This is a genomic window from Polaromonas sp. Polasp52 (genome assembly GCF_059491565.1).
Genome location: NZ_CP168513.1, coordinates 2,253,733 through 2,268,745, shown reverse-complemented (window position 1 = coordinate 2,268,745; position 15,013 = coordinate 2,253,733). Strand labels below are relative to the sequence as shown.

The window sequence follows — 15,013 nt, the reverse complement described above, 5'->3', positions numbered from 1 at the left end:
ATCCTTGGTATTCAATTTGCCGCCACAAGGGTGGGTATAGCCCTGTAGGACAAGGCCGGGGATAGACACTTATGGCCTCAGTTCGGGGACTATTCCCATTTACAAAAGCCCGGGGGGTGCGCACACTGCAAAAGCCATGCGGGGCAGGCTGCGGCGTGGCATGAAAGGCATAAGGTAATCCGAATGCTGGGATGGCTGGGACTGCGTACCCGTCTGGTAATGCTGGTGCTGCTCGCGCTGCTCCCCGTCTTCGGCTTGCTTGTTTACTCCGCGCAGCAAAGCCACCGGGCCGCGCTGCGGCTGGCGCAGTCCGACCTGCTGTCGGATGTGCTGATGCTCTCGTCGCGCACGCAGCGCACCGTGGACTTGGTCCACGAACTGCTCAGCGGCATCGCCAGCGGCCCGCACATCAAGAACCCCGTGCCCGGCCTGTGCGACCAGCACCTGAAAAACCTGCATGCCGAGCATCCCGAATTCACCAACATGGGCCTGGCCGCGACCGACGGCAAGCTGCTGTGCGACGCGCTGGGCCTGGCCAAAAACCTGGGCACCATTGACAGGCCCTATTTCCAGCAGGTCATGGCGGGCCAGCGCTTCGCGGTGGGCCGCTATGCCGTGGGCCGCGCCAGCGGGCGTCCCGGCATAGGCTTCGCGGTACCGGTGCGCAACGAGGCCGGCAAGGTCAGCGGCGTGGCCTTCGCGGTGCTGGGCCTGCCCGCCCTGGCGGAATCGCTGGCGGACGTGTCCTCCCTACCGGGCGCGCGCCTGTCCGTGCTGGACCGGGACGGCACGGTGCTGGCCATGTCCCCGCCGGCACCGTCCTGGCTGGGCCGGCCGCACCCGGACCCCGTCGTGCAACAGGCCGTGCGGGAGCGCCGGCAAGGTGTGCAGCAGGCGCCTGACGCGCAGGGCGTGCAGCGGGTCTATGCCGCGGCGCCCGTGCCGGGCGGCGGGCGCGAAGGCTTGCTTGTGGTGATCAGCGCGCCGGAAGCGGTGATCGCGGCGTCCGGCCACGAGGAGCTGGCGATTGAACTGCTGGCGCTGCTCGCCGTGGCGCTGTTCGGCGTGGCATGCGCATGGTGGCTGGGCAACCGGCTGATCGTCAACCCCGCCAAGGCGATCCTGAAAGAGGCCAACGAGGTGGCGCGGGGCAACCTTGACGCGCGCGTCAGGCTGGGCCCGCTGTACCAGGGTGAGCTCGGCGAGATCGGCCACACCTTCAACCGCATGGCCGAATCGTTGCAGGCGCGGCAGCGCGAGCTCGACGCCATGCTGGATCGCGTGGACAAGGAGCGCACCCTGCTGGACCTCATCCTCAACAGCATGAACGAGGGCGTGATCGCCGTGGACACCGAGGGCCGCTTCCTGCTGTTCAACGCCACGGCACGCGCGCTGTTCAGCGGGGCGCCGAATCCCGGCATGCGGTTGGAAGACTGGCGCCGCGGCCACCAGCTGTTGATGCTGGACGGCAAGACAGCCTATGCCGAGTCGGAGCGGCCCTTGTCGCAGGCCGCGCGCGGCATCACCATCGACAATTGGGACGTGGTTTTTCGCCGGGCCGGCTCGGAAGACCGCGTGCTGCGCCTGAGCACCCGGCCGCTGCGCGATGCCGCCGGCGTGATGAAGGGCGGCGTCACCGTGTTCAACGACATCACCGCCCAGAAGGCGGCGGAAAACTTCGCCCACGCGCAGGAGCAGGTGCTGGCGCTGATCGCCGGCGGCGCGCCCCTGGCGAAATCGCTGGAAGCCGTCGTGCGCCTGATCGAAGACAGCTCGCCGGACAGCCTGTGCTCCATCCTGCTGGTCGAGGACGGGAAGCTGCACCTGGGTGCCGCGCCCAGCCTGCCCGAGCGCTACAACCAGGCCATCGAGGGCCTGCCCGTCGGCGAGGGCGTGGGCGCCTGCGGCACCGCCGCCTTCCGCAACCACCTGGTGGTGGTGGAAGATACGCAGAGCGACCCGCTGATGCAGGACTACCGCGAGCTGATGCGCGAGCACGGGTTGCGGGCCTGCTGGTCCATGCCGGTGGTGTCCAACGACGGCGAGGTGCTCGCGACCTTCGCGATCTACCGCGCTTACCCCTGCAGGCCCCAGCCCGCGGAACTCGAGCTGATCAACATCGCGGCGCGGCTGGCCGGCATTGCGCTGGCGCGCGCGCGCGCCGAGGCGGCCCTGGTCAGCAGCGAGGCGCGTTTTCGCGAACTGGCGGAAAACATCCAGGACGTTTTCTACATTGTGGAGCCGAGCACCGGCCGCCCGCTGTATGTCAGCCCCGGCTATGAAAGGGTCTGGGGCCGCAGCCGCGAAAGCCTTTATGCCGACCCGCTCTCGTACGCCGAGGTCACGCTGCCCGAGGACAACCACCTGCTCAAAGAGGCCAGGAAGCGCAACCGCAGCGGCCAGGCCTCGGATATCGAATACCGCATCCGCCCAGCGGACGGCAGGGTCCTGTGGATACGCGACCACGCCTACCCGGTCATGAACGCTTCGGGCGAGCTCGAGCGCGTGGTGGGCACGGCGCGCGACATCACCGACCGCAAACTGGCCGACCTGGCGCTGGCCAGCACCAACCGGGCTCTGCAGATGCTGAGCCGCTCCAGCGTCGCCATCAACCGCGTGGACGAGGAAGCGGGGCTGCTGGCCGAGGTGTGCCGCGTGGCCGTCGACGTGGGTGGTTACCGCATGGCCTGGGTGGGTTATGCGCAGGACGACGCGGAGCGCAGCATCCTGCCCATGGCCCATGCCGGAGAGGAAAACGGCTATCTCGCGGAGATACGCCTGAGCTGGCGCGACGACGACGCCATCGGCCAAGGCCCGGCGGGCCAGGCCGTGCGCAGCGGGCAAGCCCAGCAGACCGGCGACATCAGCCGGGCCGACAACAAGTTCTATTGGCATGCGCATGCGCTGGAGCGCGGTTTCCTCAGCGCGATCTGCCTGCCGCTGCGCGACGGGCCTCGCAGCTTTGGCGTGCTGTGCCTGTATTCGGGCGAGGCGCAGATATTCAGTGCTGATGAAATCAAGCTCCTGCAGGAGCTTGCCGACAACCTGGCCTTCGGCATCGTCAGCTTGCGCGCCCAGCTGGAGCGCCAGCGCAGCCAGGAGGCCGAGCGGCAGGCCGTCATCAAAGTGCGCGAGCAGGCCTCGCTGCTGGACCGGGCGCAGGACGCCATCATGGTCCGCAATCTCGACCGGACCATACGCTTTTGGAACAAGGGCGCCGAGCGCCTCTACGGCTGGACGGCCGAGGAGGTGCTGGGCAAGACCATGGACACGCTCATGTACCCCGACCCGCAGGTGCTTCTGGACAGCATGGCCAAGACCCTGGCCAACGACGGCGACTGGAGCGGCGAGCTTGAGCAGCGCGCGCGCGACGGTTCGACGGTGTGCATAGAGGCGCGCTGGACGGTGGTGCGCGACGAGCAGGGCAAGGTCAACGGGGTGCTGGGCATCAACACCAATATCCGCGAACGCAAGCGCGCGCGCGAGGAAATCCTGCGGCTCAATGCCAGCCTCGAGGAGCGGGTGCAGCAGCGCACCGAGCAGCTTGAATTCGCCAACAAGGAGCTGGAGGCGTTCTCCTACTCGGTGTCGCATGACCTGCGCAGCCCGCTGAGCGCGGTGGACGGCTTCAGCGACCTGCTCGAGCGGACCATGGCCAAGGCCGAAAACACCCCCTTGACCGAACGCAGCCGGCATTACCTGGCGCGCATACGCGCGGGTGTTTCACAAATGGGCGAGCTGATCGACGCCATGCTCGCGCTGGCGCAGGTGTCGCGTTCCAGCCTGCGCTGGGAGCGCGTCGACCTGAGCGCGCTCGCCGAGGGCCTGCTGGCCGGCTACCGCGAGCGCGAGCCCGGCCGCGACGCCCGGCTGCATGTCGAGCCCGGCGTCACGGGGCCGGGAGACCCCAGGCTGCTCAAGCAGGTGCTGGACAACCTGCTGGGCAACGCCTGGAAGTTCAGCGCCAGGCAGGCCTTCACTGAGATCAGCTTCGGCCGCGAAACCGGCGAGGCCGGTGAAACGGTGTACTTTGTGCGCGACCAGGGAGCGGGTTTTGACATGGCCTATGCCGAGAAGCTGTTCGGCGCCTTCCAGCGCCTGCACACACCGTCGGAATTTTCCGGCACCGGCGTCGGCCTGGCCACGGTGCACCGCATCATCGCGCGGCACGGCGGCAAGGTGTGGGCCAAGTCCGAAACAGGGAAGGGCGCCACGTTTTATTTCACGTTGGGGCCTGAAGGTGCGTAACACCCCCGTCCAAGCTCACTGCGTGTAGCTGTTCCCCCCTCGAGGGGGCGGTGAAATTAGTACACCCCTGTCCGGGCTCACTGCGTGTAGCCCGTTCCCCCCTCAAGGGGGCGGCGCCTGCGGTCTGGCAAAGCCAGTCCCGCGGCCCCTGCTGGTATGGGACGGCTCGCTTCGCATCGCGCCTGTGGTGCCGCGCATTACACGAAGTGAAAGCGTGGACTAAAAGGTTTTCTGCTGGAGAGTTTCGCGGAGCGTTTGTGCCTTGTCGGCATCAAACTGGCCCTCGACCCGTGCCAGCACCTCGCCCTGGCGGTTGACCACCACGGCGTAGACCTGGTCGGTGCTGCCGAGGCCGGCGGAGCGCACAAAACTGGCGCGGTCGGTGAACACCGGCACCATCTTGGCCCGCTCAGTATCGGCCGTGTAATGCTGCAGCAGCCGGTCTTCCACCGCGCTGCGGCCCGTCAGCGTGCCCGGGTCGTTGAGCACCGGCATGCGCATCCAGGTGATCGATGGGTCGTTCCTGAGGTTCATGCCCTCGATCCAGCCCTCGACTTCGGCTCGCTGGCCGCGCTTGAAAGTGATCAGTGCCAGCGTGCGGTCCGACGGCAGGCCTTCGGGCACGGTGACCGGCTGGCGCAGCAGGGTTTGCGCCATGAAGGCGGGCAGGCGGCCCATCACGCTGGAATCATTGGGTGCCACCAGCGCGAGTGCAAATGCCAGGCCGGCGGCGGCAAGCCAGGCGCCAAGATAGGACACATTGCTTTTCATAGTGCTCTCCCCGATTCGGGTGCGGTACAGGAAGTCCTGCATGAACCCTTCAAGCAAGATACCTGCAAGCCGAACAGCGCGCAAATCAACAATTGGAACAAAGTGTTATCACTGCTTGACACGCTTGGCCCCACGTTGCCGACCCTGGTTGGGTCGCGCGGCGCGCGGGAAGTTCCAAAGAAAAAGAGGCGCCGCCGCGCAAGCCGCGGCGCTACGACTTTAGTCAGCAGCGGCGCGCCGGCCGTGCAGCCATGACGCAACCATAAGAATGCTATTGGCCGATGGGGATCAGCAGTTCGGGCAAAAATCCCTCCTGCTCGCCCTTGCGCGCATAACCCAGCGGGTTGGCCACCACGCGGCAGCCGCGGCTGGTGTAATCGATCGCGCAATGCAGGTGGCCGTGCAGCCACAGGTCGGCCAGCGGCAGCAGCTCATCGAGCGCGTTGCAAAAACCCGCCGTGCCCGGCGCCAGGCCGTAGCGCGGGTCGGCGCTCAGCAGGCTGGGCGCGAAATGGGTCACGGCGACCGTGGGGCCGTCAAAGGGCTGGGCCAGCGCCTGCCGCAGCCAGGCCTGGCTTTTCAGGCCCTGCTCGCGCACATCGGCCGCCAGCAGGGGCTGGCCGTTCCTGAACGAATGGTTTTTGCTCAGGTAAAAATTGGCCGCGCGAAAGGCTTTTTCGCGCGCCTTCAGCTGCTCGCCCAGCGTGATATCGGCGTCCTGCGCCTGGCCCGCGCTCAGGGCGTCGAAGTCGGTCCACAGCGTGCTGCCGACAAAGCGCACGCCCTGCAGCACCACGGCCTCCTGCTCCAGCCACACCATGCCCAGCCGCTCGCAGGTTTCGCGCAGCCGCGCATGCGTGGCGTCAAAGTCCAGGCCGTCGTACTCGTGGTTGCCCGGCAGGAAGAACACCGGCGTGGGCCAGCCCGCGCCGCCCTGTGCCGCGGGCAAGGGCGAAAACCGCGCCAGGCCGAAGTCGGCGATGTCCCGTTCAGCCAGCAGCGAACCCTGCTGGTAGGAGCCGATATCGCCGGCCAGCACCAGCAGGTCGGCGCCGGGCACGGGCTGGGCCGTGAAATGCGGGTTGGATTCGAGATGCAGGTCGGACAGGAGCTGGATGTTCACCCGCCGATTGTGCGGGAAGACGCCTGCGGCCTTGCGCCCATGCTAGATTTCACAAGCTGCAAGCAGATGGAGACAGGCAAGAGGAGCCGCTTGTGAAAGAAGACATCGAGAACCCCGACGTCGCGCGTGCCTTCGCGGCCTATCCCCCGCCGCTGCGGCGCAGGCTGCTGGTATTGCGCCGCCTGGTTCTGGACACCGCGGCCGCCACGCCCGGTGTCGGCGAGATCGAAGAGACGCTCAAGTGGGGCGAGCCGGCCTACCTGACCTCGGCCAGCAAAAGCGGCAGCACCCTGCGCCTGGGACCGGTCAAATCCAGCCCCTCGCAGTACGCGCTTTACTTCAATTGCAAGACCACGCTGGTCGACACCTTCCGCACGCTGTTTCCGGTGGAACTGCGCTATGAAGGCAATCGCGCCATCGTGCTGGATGCCGCCGATGCGCTGCCGCGTGACGCGCTGGTGTTCTGCATCACGGCGGCGCTGACTTACCACCGAAGGAAATCCTGATGAAACCCCGCATCACCTTGATCACCCTGGGCGTCGACGATCTCCAGCGCGCGCTGGCTTTTTACCGTGACGGCCTGGGGCTGGCAACGCCCGGCATAGTCGGGCAAGAGTTCGAGCACGGCGCGGTGGTCTTCATCGACCTGCAGCCGGGCCTCAAGCTGGCCCTGTGGCCGCGCGCCAGCCTGTCGCACGACACGGGCTTGCCGGTATCGCAGCGCGGGGCACCGGCGTTTTCACTGGCGCACAACGTGGCCTCGCGGCAAGAGGTCGACGCGGTGATGGCCGAGGCTGAAAAAGCCGGCGCCGTGATCACCAAGCCGGCGGGCGCGACCTTCTACGGCGGTTATGCGGGCTACTTCCAGGACCCGGACGGCCACCTCTGGGAGGTGGCGTGGAACCCGCAGTTCGAGATAGCCGGCTAGCCCCGCCAGCTCGGGCGTGGCCCATCAGGCCGGCGGCGCCGCCAGCCGCACCGTGAAGCTGGTGCCTTGTCCCGGCCGGCTGCTGACTTCGATTTCGCCGCGGTGCAGGTCCACGCATTCCTTGACGATGTGCAGGCCTATGCCGGTGCCGGAAATATTCCCGACATTGGTGCCGCGATGAAAGCTGCCGAACAGGCGCGGCAGGTCGGCCTCCGGAATGCCTATGCCCTGGTCGCTGATGCGCAGGTGGATCTGCTCGCCCACGCCGCGCACCGCAAACCTCACCGGCGTGTCCGGGTCCGAATACTTGAGCGCATTGCCCAGCAGGTTGACCACAATGTGGCGCAGCAGCTGCTGGTCCGCCGTGCGCGGGGCGTCCAGCCCGTCGCAGGTGAGGGACACGCGCGCGGCCTGCGGGTTGCCGCGCTCGAGCTCGGCCATCACCTGCACCAGCCAGTCGGGCACCAGCAGCGGCGCGGGATCAAACCTGAACTTGCCCAGCTCCAGGCGGCTGGTCAGCAGCACCTGCTCCACCATGTTGCTCATGCGCGCGACGGCGGTCTTGATCTGGCCCAGCAACTCGCGCCGCTCCTCGGCCGGAAAGCTCGCGCCGTAGGCGTCTAGCAGTTCCACCGACGACAGGATGGCGGCCAGCGGCGTGCGGAATTCGTGCGAGGTGACGGCGACGAAGCGCGACTTGAGCTCCGACAGCTCGCGCTCGTGCGCCAGCGCCTTGAGCATGTCTTCCTCGGCCTGGCGCTTGAGCGTCACGTCGGTCAGGAAGTTCAGCGTGGCCGGCGTGCCTTCCCACTCGAACATCACCGCGCTGATTTCCAGCCAGCGCGTGACGCTCTGGCTGTGCTGCACGCGGAACTGGTAGTGGTTCTCCACCGTCTCGCCGCGCAGGCGCCTCAGGTGGTTGCCCAGCACCCGCTCGCGGTCGTCGGGGTGGATGAAGTCGATGAAGGGCCGCGACTTGGCGGTGGCCTCGTCCAGCGCGGTCAGCTTCAGCGCCTTGGGATTGGCATAGAGGATGCGCCCGCCCGCCGTGACCAGGATGCCCTCGCTGACGTTTTCCACCACCGCGCGGTATTTGGCCTCGGAGTCGGTGCGCCGGCCGATTTCCACGCGCAGCTGCTTGGAGGTGTCGAGCTGCCAGGTGATGTTGTTGGCCAGGTGTATGACGCGCAGCAGCTGCCCCGAGGGGCTGTGGATGGGCAGTGCGCGCTGGCTCAGCCGGGCGAGGTCGCCGTTCGGCCTGCGCACGCGGTATTCCTCGCTGCGTTTGACGGCGGCCAGCTGCAGCTGCCGCACCCGGTCGCGGTCCGCCGGGTCGACCTGCTCCAGCCATTGCCAGGGGTCGCCCGCCAGCTTGTCGGCCGACTGGCCCCAGAACATCTCGAAAGCCGGGTTGGTGTAAGTGATGCGGCCGCCGGCCGGGTCCCAGGACCAGAGCATGGCGTCGATGTTGGCGGCGATCTGCCGAAGCAGCTCCTCGCCCGGCAGCGAAACAGGCGTCTCAGCCGTCGTCGATGCGGAGGAGGGGGCGGACATGCTGGGAGCATAGCCGTATCGCGGGCGTGAATTCCTCCCGTAAAACCCCGGCTATGTGGGCCGGCGGATCAAACTATGCATGTTTTGCATGAGTTGGAGCCTGTCTTAGGGTTGAAACCCTAGGGAAAACCCTTATTCTTGATTCACCGTAACTTTTCACCCACCCATGGGTGACTTTCGACATGTACAGCCTGTTTGCCCAAATCGCCCGTTTCCTGCCTTCCGCCGCCGGCGTGGTCCCCGTCCATGGCGTGGCCCACAACCTGATGGAACGCGCCGAAGCCCGTGCCGGCCGCAACCCGCAGCAAGCCCAGGAACTGCGCACGGCCGCCTACGCCTACCTCAGCGTGGTTCGCTGACGCTTTCGGCCGCCGAAAACGGCGCGCCGCTTTTCAGAGTTTCACCCCCGCGCCCTTCACGGCAGGCGCCAGCACCGCCACCTGGTCCTTGACGAAGCCGCCAAACGCGGCCGGGCTCATGGCCTGGGTGGTGATGCCCAACTCCAGCATTTTCTTTTTGACTTCCGCGGTAGCGAGGATTTCGTTGCACGCGGCATTCAGCCGCGCCACCATGTCGGCCGGCATGTGCGCCGGCCCGCTCAGGCCGAAGAAGTTGTCCAGCACCAGCTTGCGGTAGCCGAACTCGAGCACGCTGGGCACCTCGGGCACCAGCGGTGAACGCGCCGCCGAGGTCACCGCCAACGGCACCAGCTGCCCGCTTTTGAAGTAGGGCACAAAGGCCGTCAGCACATCAATGCCCACCGGGATCACGCCGGCGATCAGGTCGGTCGCCATGGGCGCGCCGCCGCGGTAGGGAATGTGCTGCAGGTTCACGCCCATGGCTTTTTTCATCAGCTCGCCGTAGATGTGGCCTATGGACGCCGGCCCGCCCGAACCGAAGTCCAGCCGGCCCGCCTTGCGTGCCTGCGATTCCACATCCGTGATGGTCTTGATGGGCGCGTGCGGGTTGGCCATGACCACACAGGGTGCGTTGCCGATCAGCGCGATATGGGTAAAGCCTTCCACCGGGTCATAGGGTTGCTTCTCCAGCGCGAACGGCCCTATGGACACCGGCGTCGAATTGCTGAGCATCAAGGTATAGCCGTCAGCCGGCGCCTGCGCCACCACCAGCCCGCCCACACTGCCGCCCGCCCCGGGGCGGTTGTCCACCACCACCGCCTGGCCCAGCTTTTTGCCGAGTTGCTCGGCCATCAGGCGAGCCACGATGTCGCTGGCGCCGCCGGCCGGAAAGGTCACGACGATCTTGATGGGCTTGTCGGGCCAGGCCGCAAAAGCCGGCAGGGCCAGGGAGGCCGCGCCGCCGGCGAGAAGTTTCAGTGCGCCGCGGCGCTGGAAAGCGTGTCGAAAAGTGGGTGAGGCGGACATGGGGCGCTCCTGCAAACGATGGTGTGCCATCGTCTGCAAAAACCATGCCTTGGGCGTGCCTTCAGGCCGAGAACGCCTGGTCGGCGGCGCGCACCACCGCCTGCCGCAGCCACATGTGGGCGCTGCGCTGGCGCGAGCGGCGGTGCCATACCGCGTCCACGTGCACCGGCGAGACGTCAAAGGGCAAGGGGCGCAGCACCAGCTGCTCGGCAATGCCGGTCACGCGCACGAAGTGGCGTGGCAACACCGTCAGCAGGTTGGAGTTGGCCACCACGCGGCCGGCCGTGAAGAACTGGTTGACGGTGAGCACGACCTGCCGCTTGCGCCCCAGCGAGGCCAGGGCTTCGTCGATAAACCCATAGGGCCGGCCCGAAAAACTCACCAACATGTGGCGCGCGGCGCAAAAGCGGTTGAGCGTGAAAGGGCCGGTGGCCAGCGCATGGTCCTTGCGCATCACGCAGACATATTCGCCGTCGTAGAGCCGCTGGTGCGAAAACGGCAGCGGCTCCCCGCTTTGCTCGCTGGCCGTCAGGTCGGCCAGCAGCGAGGGGAAATAGCCTATGGCCAGGTCGCAGGTTTCCTCGTCCAGCAGGCGCCGCGGGTCGCGGGTGGTGAGCGGCACCACCCGTATCGACACGCCCGGGGCTTCGCGCTCCAGCGTTTCGACCAGGCCGGGCATGAGCTCGGCCGCGGTGGCGTCCGCCATGGCCAGCACAAAGGTGGTGTTGGCTTCGCCGGGCACAAATTCATTGGGGACCAGCGACTCCTGCAGCTGCTGCAGCGCCTCGCGCACGGCCGGCCAGATGGCCAGGGCGCGCGGTGTGGGCGCCATGCCCTGGCCGCTGCGCTGCACCAGCTCGTCGCCCAGGGTCTCGCGCAGCCGGCGCAGCGCATTGCTGACGGCGGGCTGGGTCAGCGACAGATTGCGCGCGGCCCGCGTCAGGCTGCGCTCGGCCATGACCTCATCGAATACGCGGAGCAGGTTCAGGTCCAGCGTCCGGAAATTGAGGGGATTGAAGGTGTCGGAAGCCATGGTTTGGAGGGCAAATGCCTCAGTTATCACCAGTATGAATGAATCTCATCATAAAGATAAAGTTGAATAGCATCAGTGATAACCCTAATATCCCTGTACCCGCCGAGATATCTTGTCCTGGCGGGGATTAGCCATAACGGGAGTTCATCATGACCAGCTTCGTCAATATCAAACATTCCACACAGCACCCCGGCGTTGTCCGCGCTGAGTCGGCCTTTGGTGCCGTACGCCAGCTGGGCCAGGCCTTTACCGGCACCCGCGGCCTCGCCACGCTGCTGTTGTCCGCCGTGGCGGCCGCCATCATGGTGGTGGCTTACCAGGTGATGGACAGCGTCACCGAAGGCCACCTCCTGGTGATGTGGATCGCCTTGTGGGCTGTCGCCTTTGCCGTCCTGGCGCTGTTCGCCGGCACCGCGCGCAACCTGGCCGCCCGTGTCAAAGCCGGCCTGGACGACTGGTCGCGCAGCCTGGCCGAAGCCCGCGCCGACCAACGCCTCTGGCAAGCCGCCAAGAACGACCCCCGCGTGATGGCCGACCTGCAAATGGCCCTGCAACGCGCGGCCGACGCTGAAGTGGAAGCACCCGCCGCTCCTGTCGCCAAGGCAGAGCGCGCCGAAGCCGCCAGCGGTGCCTCGGTGCTGCGCGCCTACCACCGCAGCTACATCTAAGCATCCCGCCGGATGCCCGGCCGCCCGCAGCGGCGGCCCACAAAAAAAGCCACCTTGTCAGGTGGCTTTTTTTTGCCCTGGCCTGCTGGCCTGGGGGCATAAGGCGCGGCGCAGGTCGTGCGCCGTGCCCGCTTGGCTCTGCCGGTCAGGCAGCCAGGCGGCGCTCGATCGCGGCTTTGGTCTCCCCCAGCTCTTTCGGCAGGTGATGTTCGAGTTGCTTGAACAGTTCGGCGTGCAGCTCCAGCTCCTTGAGCCAGGCGGCCTTGTCGATGCTGGTCACGGTCTTGAACTGCTCGGCGCTGAAATTGAGGCCGGTCCAGTTCAGGTCTTCATAGGCGGGGCTGATGCCGGTGATGTGCTCCGAGCCCTTGCCCGTGCCTTCGATGCGGTCGATCATCCACTTGAGCACGCGCATGTTCTCGCCGTAGCCGGGCCAGACAAACTTGCCGTCCTCGCCCTTGCGGAACCAGTTGGTGGTGTAGATCTTGGGGATCTTGGCGCCCGTGGCTTCCAGCTTCTTGCCGACGTTGAGCCAGTGCTGGAAGTAGTCGCTCATGTTGTAGCCCATGAAGGGCAGCATGGCGAAGGGGTCGCGGCGCACCACGCCGGCCTGGCCGGTGGCGGCTGCCGTGGTTTCCGAGCCCATGGTCGCGGCCATGTAAACGCCTTCGACCCAGTTGCGCGCCTCGGTGACCAGGGGCACGGTGGTGGAGCGGCGGCCGCCGAAGATGAAGGCGTCGATCGCCACGCCCTTGGGGTCGTCCCAGGCGCTGTCGAGCGCCGGGTTGTTGGTGGCGGCCACGGTGAAGCGGGCATTGGGGTGGGCGGCCTTGGCGCCGGTTTCCTTGGCGATCTGCGGCGTCCAGTCCTTGCCTTGCCAGTCGATCAGGTGCGCGGGTTGGCCGCCGGTGTCTTTTTCCATGCCTTCCCACCATACGTCGCCGTCGTCGGTGAGGGCCACGTTCGTGAAGATCACGTTCTTGTCCAGGCTCGCCATGCAGTTCGGGTTGGTGTGGAAGTTGGTGCCCGGGGCCACGCCGAAATAACCGGCTTCGGGGTTGATGGCGTAGAGCTTGCCGTCGGCGCTGGGCTTGATCCAGGCGATGTCGTCGCCTATGGTGGTGACTTTCCAGCCGTCAAAACCGGCGGGCGGCACCAGCATGGAGAAATTGGTCTTGCCGCAGGCGCTGGGGAAAGCCGCCGCCACATGGTATTTCTTGCCCTGGGGGTTGGTCACGCCGAGGATCAGCATGTGCTCGGCCAGCCAGCCCTCGTCGCGGCCCATGTTGGAGGCGATGCGCAGTGCAAAGCACTTCTTGCCCAGCAGCGCGTTGCCGCCGTAGCCGGAGCCGTAAGACCAGATCTCGCGGGTCTCGGGGTAGTGCACGATGTATTTGGTCTTGTTGCAGGGCCACTTCACGTCTTTCTGGCCCTCGGCCAGCGGCGCGCCCACGGTGTGCACGCAGGGCACGAAGTCGCCGTCCACGCCCAGCACGCCGAACACCGCCTGGCCCATGCGCGTCATGATCTTCATGTTGACGGCCACGTAAGGGCTGTCGGAGAGTTCAATGCCGATGTGCGCGATCGGCGAGCCCAGCGGGCCCATGCTGAAAGGCACGACGTACATGGTGCGGCCCTTCATGCAGCCGTCAAACAGGGGCTGCAGCGTCTGGCGCATTTCGGCGGGCGCCATCCAGTTGTTGGTCGGACCGGCGTCTTCCTTTTTGGCTGAGCAGATATAGGTGCGGTCTTCCACGCGGGCCACGTCGCTGGGGTCGCTCTGGGCCAGGAAGCTGTTGGGGCGCTTGGCCTCGTTGAGTTTCTTGAAGGTGCCGGCGTCGACCAGTTGCTGGCACAGGCGCTGGTATTCGGCCTCGCTGCCGTCGCACCAGTACACATTGTCGGGCTTGCACAGGGCCACCATGTCGGCGACCCAGGCGATCAGTTTCGCGTTCTTGACGTAGCTGGGTGTGTTGAGCTGCAGGCCTTGCATCACAGGTTGGTTCATCGAAAAAACTCCAAAGTTAAAAAGCGTTATTTCGAGAGGCGTCGCGCGGCAACCGAAAGAGGTTGCGACATCGAAACGACTGTCGAAATAAGGCTTGGGGCTTTTCCGAACCGGGCCTTCAAGGGCCTGAAACAGGGCAGCTCACGCAACAACCGGGCCCTGGTCGGCGGGCGGGGCCGCAAGCCCGGAGGTGCTGCGGCGCAAGGTCAAAAAAGCGGCCGGGAGGCCTGCTTTTCCGCCTTCCACGGGTCGGCCAGAGAATTCATTTTAAGAAGATAGGCACCGGTTACCTTGCAGTTACCGTCAAAAGTTATGCAGAACTTGCATGAGGTTATGCATACCATGTGTAGGGGTTCAGGCAGCCCTGACATGGGGGTATGGAATACCGCGAAGGGGGCCTGGCCTGCGGTTTCACGGCGGTTTTTGCGGTGAAACGGGCCGGCGGCGGGCGCCAGGGCCGGAAACAAAAAAGTCCGCAGGCTGCGGACTTTTTAGGGGAAGCGGGGGAGTATCAGGCCATGTAGATGGCGATAAAGGCCAGCAGGAACATCAGCACGCCGCCGACCACGGGCAGCACAATGGGGATCACGGGGACGATGGCGTCAACGGCTTCCTGCTCCTGGGCGGACGTGGGGCTGTCGTGGGCGGCATTGGTGGTGTGGTTGGCTGAACTGGACATGGGGGTTCCTGAATTGCTTGAAAGTCTGGGCAGATTTTAGCCGCATGCGGCGCCCCGGCGGCAAACAGGCCGCCGCCGTCGGTTGCATTGCCCAGTTGCGTTACCCTTTACCCACGCTTGTTTGCGGAAGGAACGCATGAAATACCCGACTTCATTTCGACTCTTGCCGGCCGCCGTGTCCGCGCTGGCCTTGCTGTCGGCCTGCGCCACCGGCGGGCCCAGCAGCGCCTCGGCCAGGCCGGTGCTGTATCCCAATGCCACGCTCAACCGCGTGGGCGATGCCCAGGGCCAGGCCGAGGTCAATGCCTGCATGTCGCGGGCCTCGGCCGCCGGGCTCAGCCCCTCGCAAAGCGGCAATGAAGTGGGCCGCCGCGCCGGCGAGGGCGCGGCCGTCGGCGGCGTGGCCTCGGCCGTGGGTGCCCTGATCACCGGGCGCGGCGGGGAGGGCGTGCTGCGTGCCGGCGCCGCGGGGGCTGCCGTGGGCGGCTCGGCCGGCGCGGTGTCGGGGGCGTTTCACAACGACAAGCCCAACAGCACCTACCGCAGCTTTGTGCAGCGCTGCCTCAGCGAACGTGGTTTTGAGGTGATTGGCTGGAACTGAGCGTGGCCCCCCGCC

Annotated in this window: 13 protein-coding genes; 6 read left to right on the top strand and 7 right to left on the bottom strand. The window is 66.4% G+C overall.

What is annotated here, in order from left to right; genetic code table 11:
• The first annotated feature begins 183 nt into the window (after positions 1-183).
• Entirely contained in the window at positions 184-4,248 is a 4,065-nt protein-coding gene (locus tag ACEN9P_RS10630; RefSeq protein ID WP_495621914.1) for a PAS domain S-box protein, read from the top strand.
• Between the two features lie 219 nt (positions 4,249-4,467).
• On the opposite strand, the gene ACEN9P_RS10625 is transcribed toward ACEN9P_RS10630, so the two are convergent.
• Both ACEN9P_RS10625 and ACEN9P_RS10620 read right to left on the bottom strand, forming a co-directional pair.
• Positions 4,468-5,019 (bottom strand): hypothetical protein, encoded by a 552-nt coding sequence (locus tag ACEN9P_RS10625; RefSeq protein WP_495621913.1) that lies wholly within the window; start codon positions 5,017-5,019, stop codon positions 4,468-4,470.
• Between the two features lie 271 nt (positions 5,020-5,290).
• Positions 5,291-6,142, bottom strand: a complete 852-nt coding sequence (locus ACEN9P_RS10620) for a metallophosphoesterase (RefSeq protein ID WP_477662583.1) — start codon at positions 6,140-6,142, stop codon at positions 5,291-5,293.
• A 92-nt stretch (positions 6,143-6,234) separates the two neighbouring features.
• Here ACEN9P_RS10620 and ACEN9P_RS10615 point away from each other — a divergent pair, with 92 nt between their 5' ends.
• Both ACEN9P_RS10615 and ACEN9P_RS10610 read left to right on the top strand, forming a co-directional pair.
• Entirely contained in the window at positions 6,235-6,648 is a 414-nt protein-coding gene (locus tag ACEN9P_RS10615; protein ID WP_477662582.1) for a DUF1801 domain-containing protein, read from the top strand.
• Positions 6,648-7,070, top strand: coding sequence for a VOC family protein (locus tag ACEN9P_RS10610; protein WP_477662581.1), 423 nt, complete (start codon positions 6,648-6,650; stop codon positions 7,068-7,070). The genes ACEN9P_RS10615 and ACEN9P_RS10610 overlap by 1 nt, the downstream gene beginning before the upstream one ends.
• 24 nt (positions 7,071-7,094) lie before the next feature.
• Here the strand turns inward: ACEN9P_RS10610 and ACEN9P_RS10605 are convergent, their stop codons facing one another.
• Positions 7,095-8,624, bottom strand: coding sequence for a sensor histidine kinase (locus ACEN9P_RS10605; RefSeq protein ID WP_495621912.1), 1,530 nt, complete (start codon positions 8,622-8,624; stop codon positions 7,095-7,097).
• Between the two features lie 170 nt (positions 8,625-8,794).
• Between ACEN9P_RS10605 and ACEN9P_RS10600 the strand changes: the two genes are divergently transcribed.
• Positions 8,795-8,983: a hypothetical protein gene (locus ACEN9P_RS10600; RefSeq protein WP_477662579.1), complete on the top strand. Its 189-nt coding sequence runs from the start codon at positions 8,795-8,797 to the stop codon at positions 8,981-8,983.
• A gap of 33 nt (positions 8,984-9,016) precedes the next feature.
• On the opposite strand, the gene ACEN9P_RS10595 is transcribed toward ACEN9P_RS10600, so the two are convergent.
• On the bottom strand, positions 9,017-10,009 hold the full coding sequence (locus ACEN9P_RS10595) for a Bug family tripartite tricarboxylate transporter substrate binding protein (protein WP_495621911.1): 993 nt from the start codon (positions 10,007-10,009) through the stop codon (positions 9,017-9,019).
• A gap of 61 nt (positions 10,010-10,070) precedes the next feature.
• Positions 10,071-11,042, bottom strand: coding sequence for a LysR family transcriptional regulator (locus ACEN9P_RS10590; protein WP_477701139.1), 972 nt, complete (start codon positions 11,040-11,042; stop codon positions 10,071-10,073).
• A 149-nt stretch (positions 11,043-11,191) separates the two neighbouring features.
• Here ACEN9P_RS10590 and ACEN9P_RS10585 point away from each other — a divergent pair, with 149 nt between their 5' ends.
• Positions 11,192-11,710, top strand: a complete 519-nt coding sequence (locus ACEN9P_RS10585) for a hypothetical protein (RefSeq protein ID WP_477662575.1) — start codon at positions 11,192-11,194, stop codon at positions 11,708-11,710.
• A gap of 145 nt (positions 11,711-11,855) precedes the next feature.
• Here the strand turns inward: ACEN9P_RS10585 and ACEN9P_RS10580 are convergent, their stop codons facing one another.
• Together ACEN9P_RS10580 and ACEN9P_RS10575 are read right to left on the bottom strand one after the other, a co-directional pair.
• Positions 11,856-13,718 (bottom strand): phosphoenolpyruvate carboxykinase (GTP), encoded by a 1,863-nt coding sequence (locus tag ACEN9P_RS10580; protein WP_074578365.1) that lies wholly within the window; start codon positions 13,716-13,718, stop codon positions 11,856-11,858.
• 511 nt (positions 13,719-14,229) lie between these two features.
• A complete protein-coding gene (locus ACEN9P_RS10575; protein WP_007873808.1) occupies positions 14,230-14,397 on the bottom strand; it encodes a hypothetical protein in 168 nt (55 codons plus the stop codon).
• 136 nt (positions 14,398-14,533) lie between these two features.
• On the opposite strand from ACEN9P_RS10575, the gene ACEN9P_RS10570 reads away from it, so the two are divergent.
• Entirely contained in the window at positions 14,534-14,998 is a 465-nt protein-coding gene (locus ACEN9P_RS10570; protein ID WP_074578362.1) for a glycine zipper family protein, read from the top strand.
• Positions 14,999-15,013 lie beyond the last annotated feature (15 nt).

Coding starts and splice junctions, on each gene's coding strand:
- ACEN9P_RS10630 (WP_495621914.1), top strand. CDS start 184: ATGCTGGGATGGCTGGGACTGCGTACCCGTCTGGTAATGCTGGTGCTG.
- ACEN9P_RS10625 (WP_495621913.1), bottom strand. CDS start 5,019: ATGAAAAGCAATGTGTCCTATCTTGGCGCCTGGCTTGCCGCCGCCGGC.
- ACEN9P_RS10610 (WP_477662581.1), top strand. CDS start 6,648: ATGAAACCCCGCATCACCTTGATCACCCTGGGCGTCGACGATCTCCAG.
- ACEN9P_RS10605 (WP_495621912.1), bottom strand. CDS start 8,624: ATGTCCGCCCCCTCCTCCGCATCGACGACGGCTGAGACGCCTGTTTCG.
- ACEN9P_RS10595 (WP_495621911.1), bottom strand. CDS start 10,009: ATGTCCGCCTCACCCACTTTTCGACACGCTTTCCAGCGCCGCGGCGCA.
- ACEN9P_RS10590 (WP_477701139.1), bottom strand. CDS start 11,042: ATGGCTTCCGACACCTTCAATCCCCTCAATTTCCGGACGCTGGACCTG.
- ACEN9P_RS10585 (WP_477662575.1), top strand. CDS start 11,192: ATGACCAGCTTCGTCAATATCAAACATTCCACACAGCACCCCGGCGTT.
- ACEN9P_RS10580 (WP_074578365.1), bottom strand. CDS start 13,718: ATGAACCAACCTGTGATGCAAGGCCTGCAGCTCAACACACCCAGCTAC.
- ACEN9P_RS10575 (WP_007873808.1), bottom strand. CDS start 14,397: ATGTCCAGTTCAGCCAACCACACCACCAATGCCGCCCACGACAGCCCC.
- ACEN9P_RS10570 (WP_074578362.1), top strand. CDS start 14,534: ATGAAATACCCGACTTCATTTCGACTCTTGCCGGCCGCCGTGTCCGCG.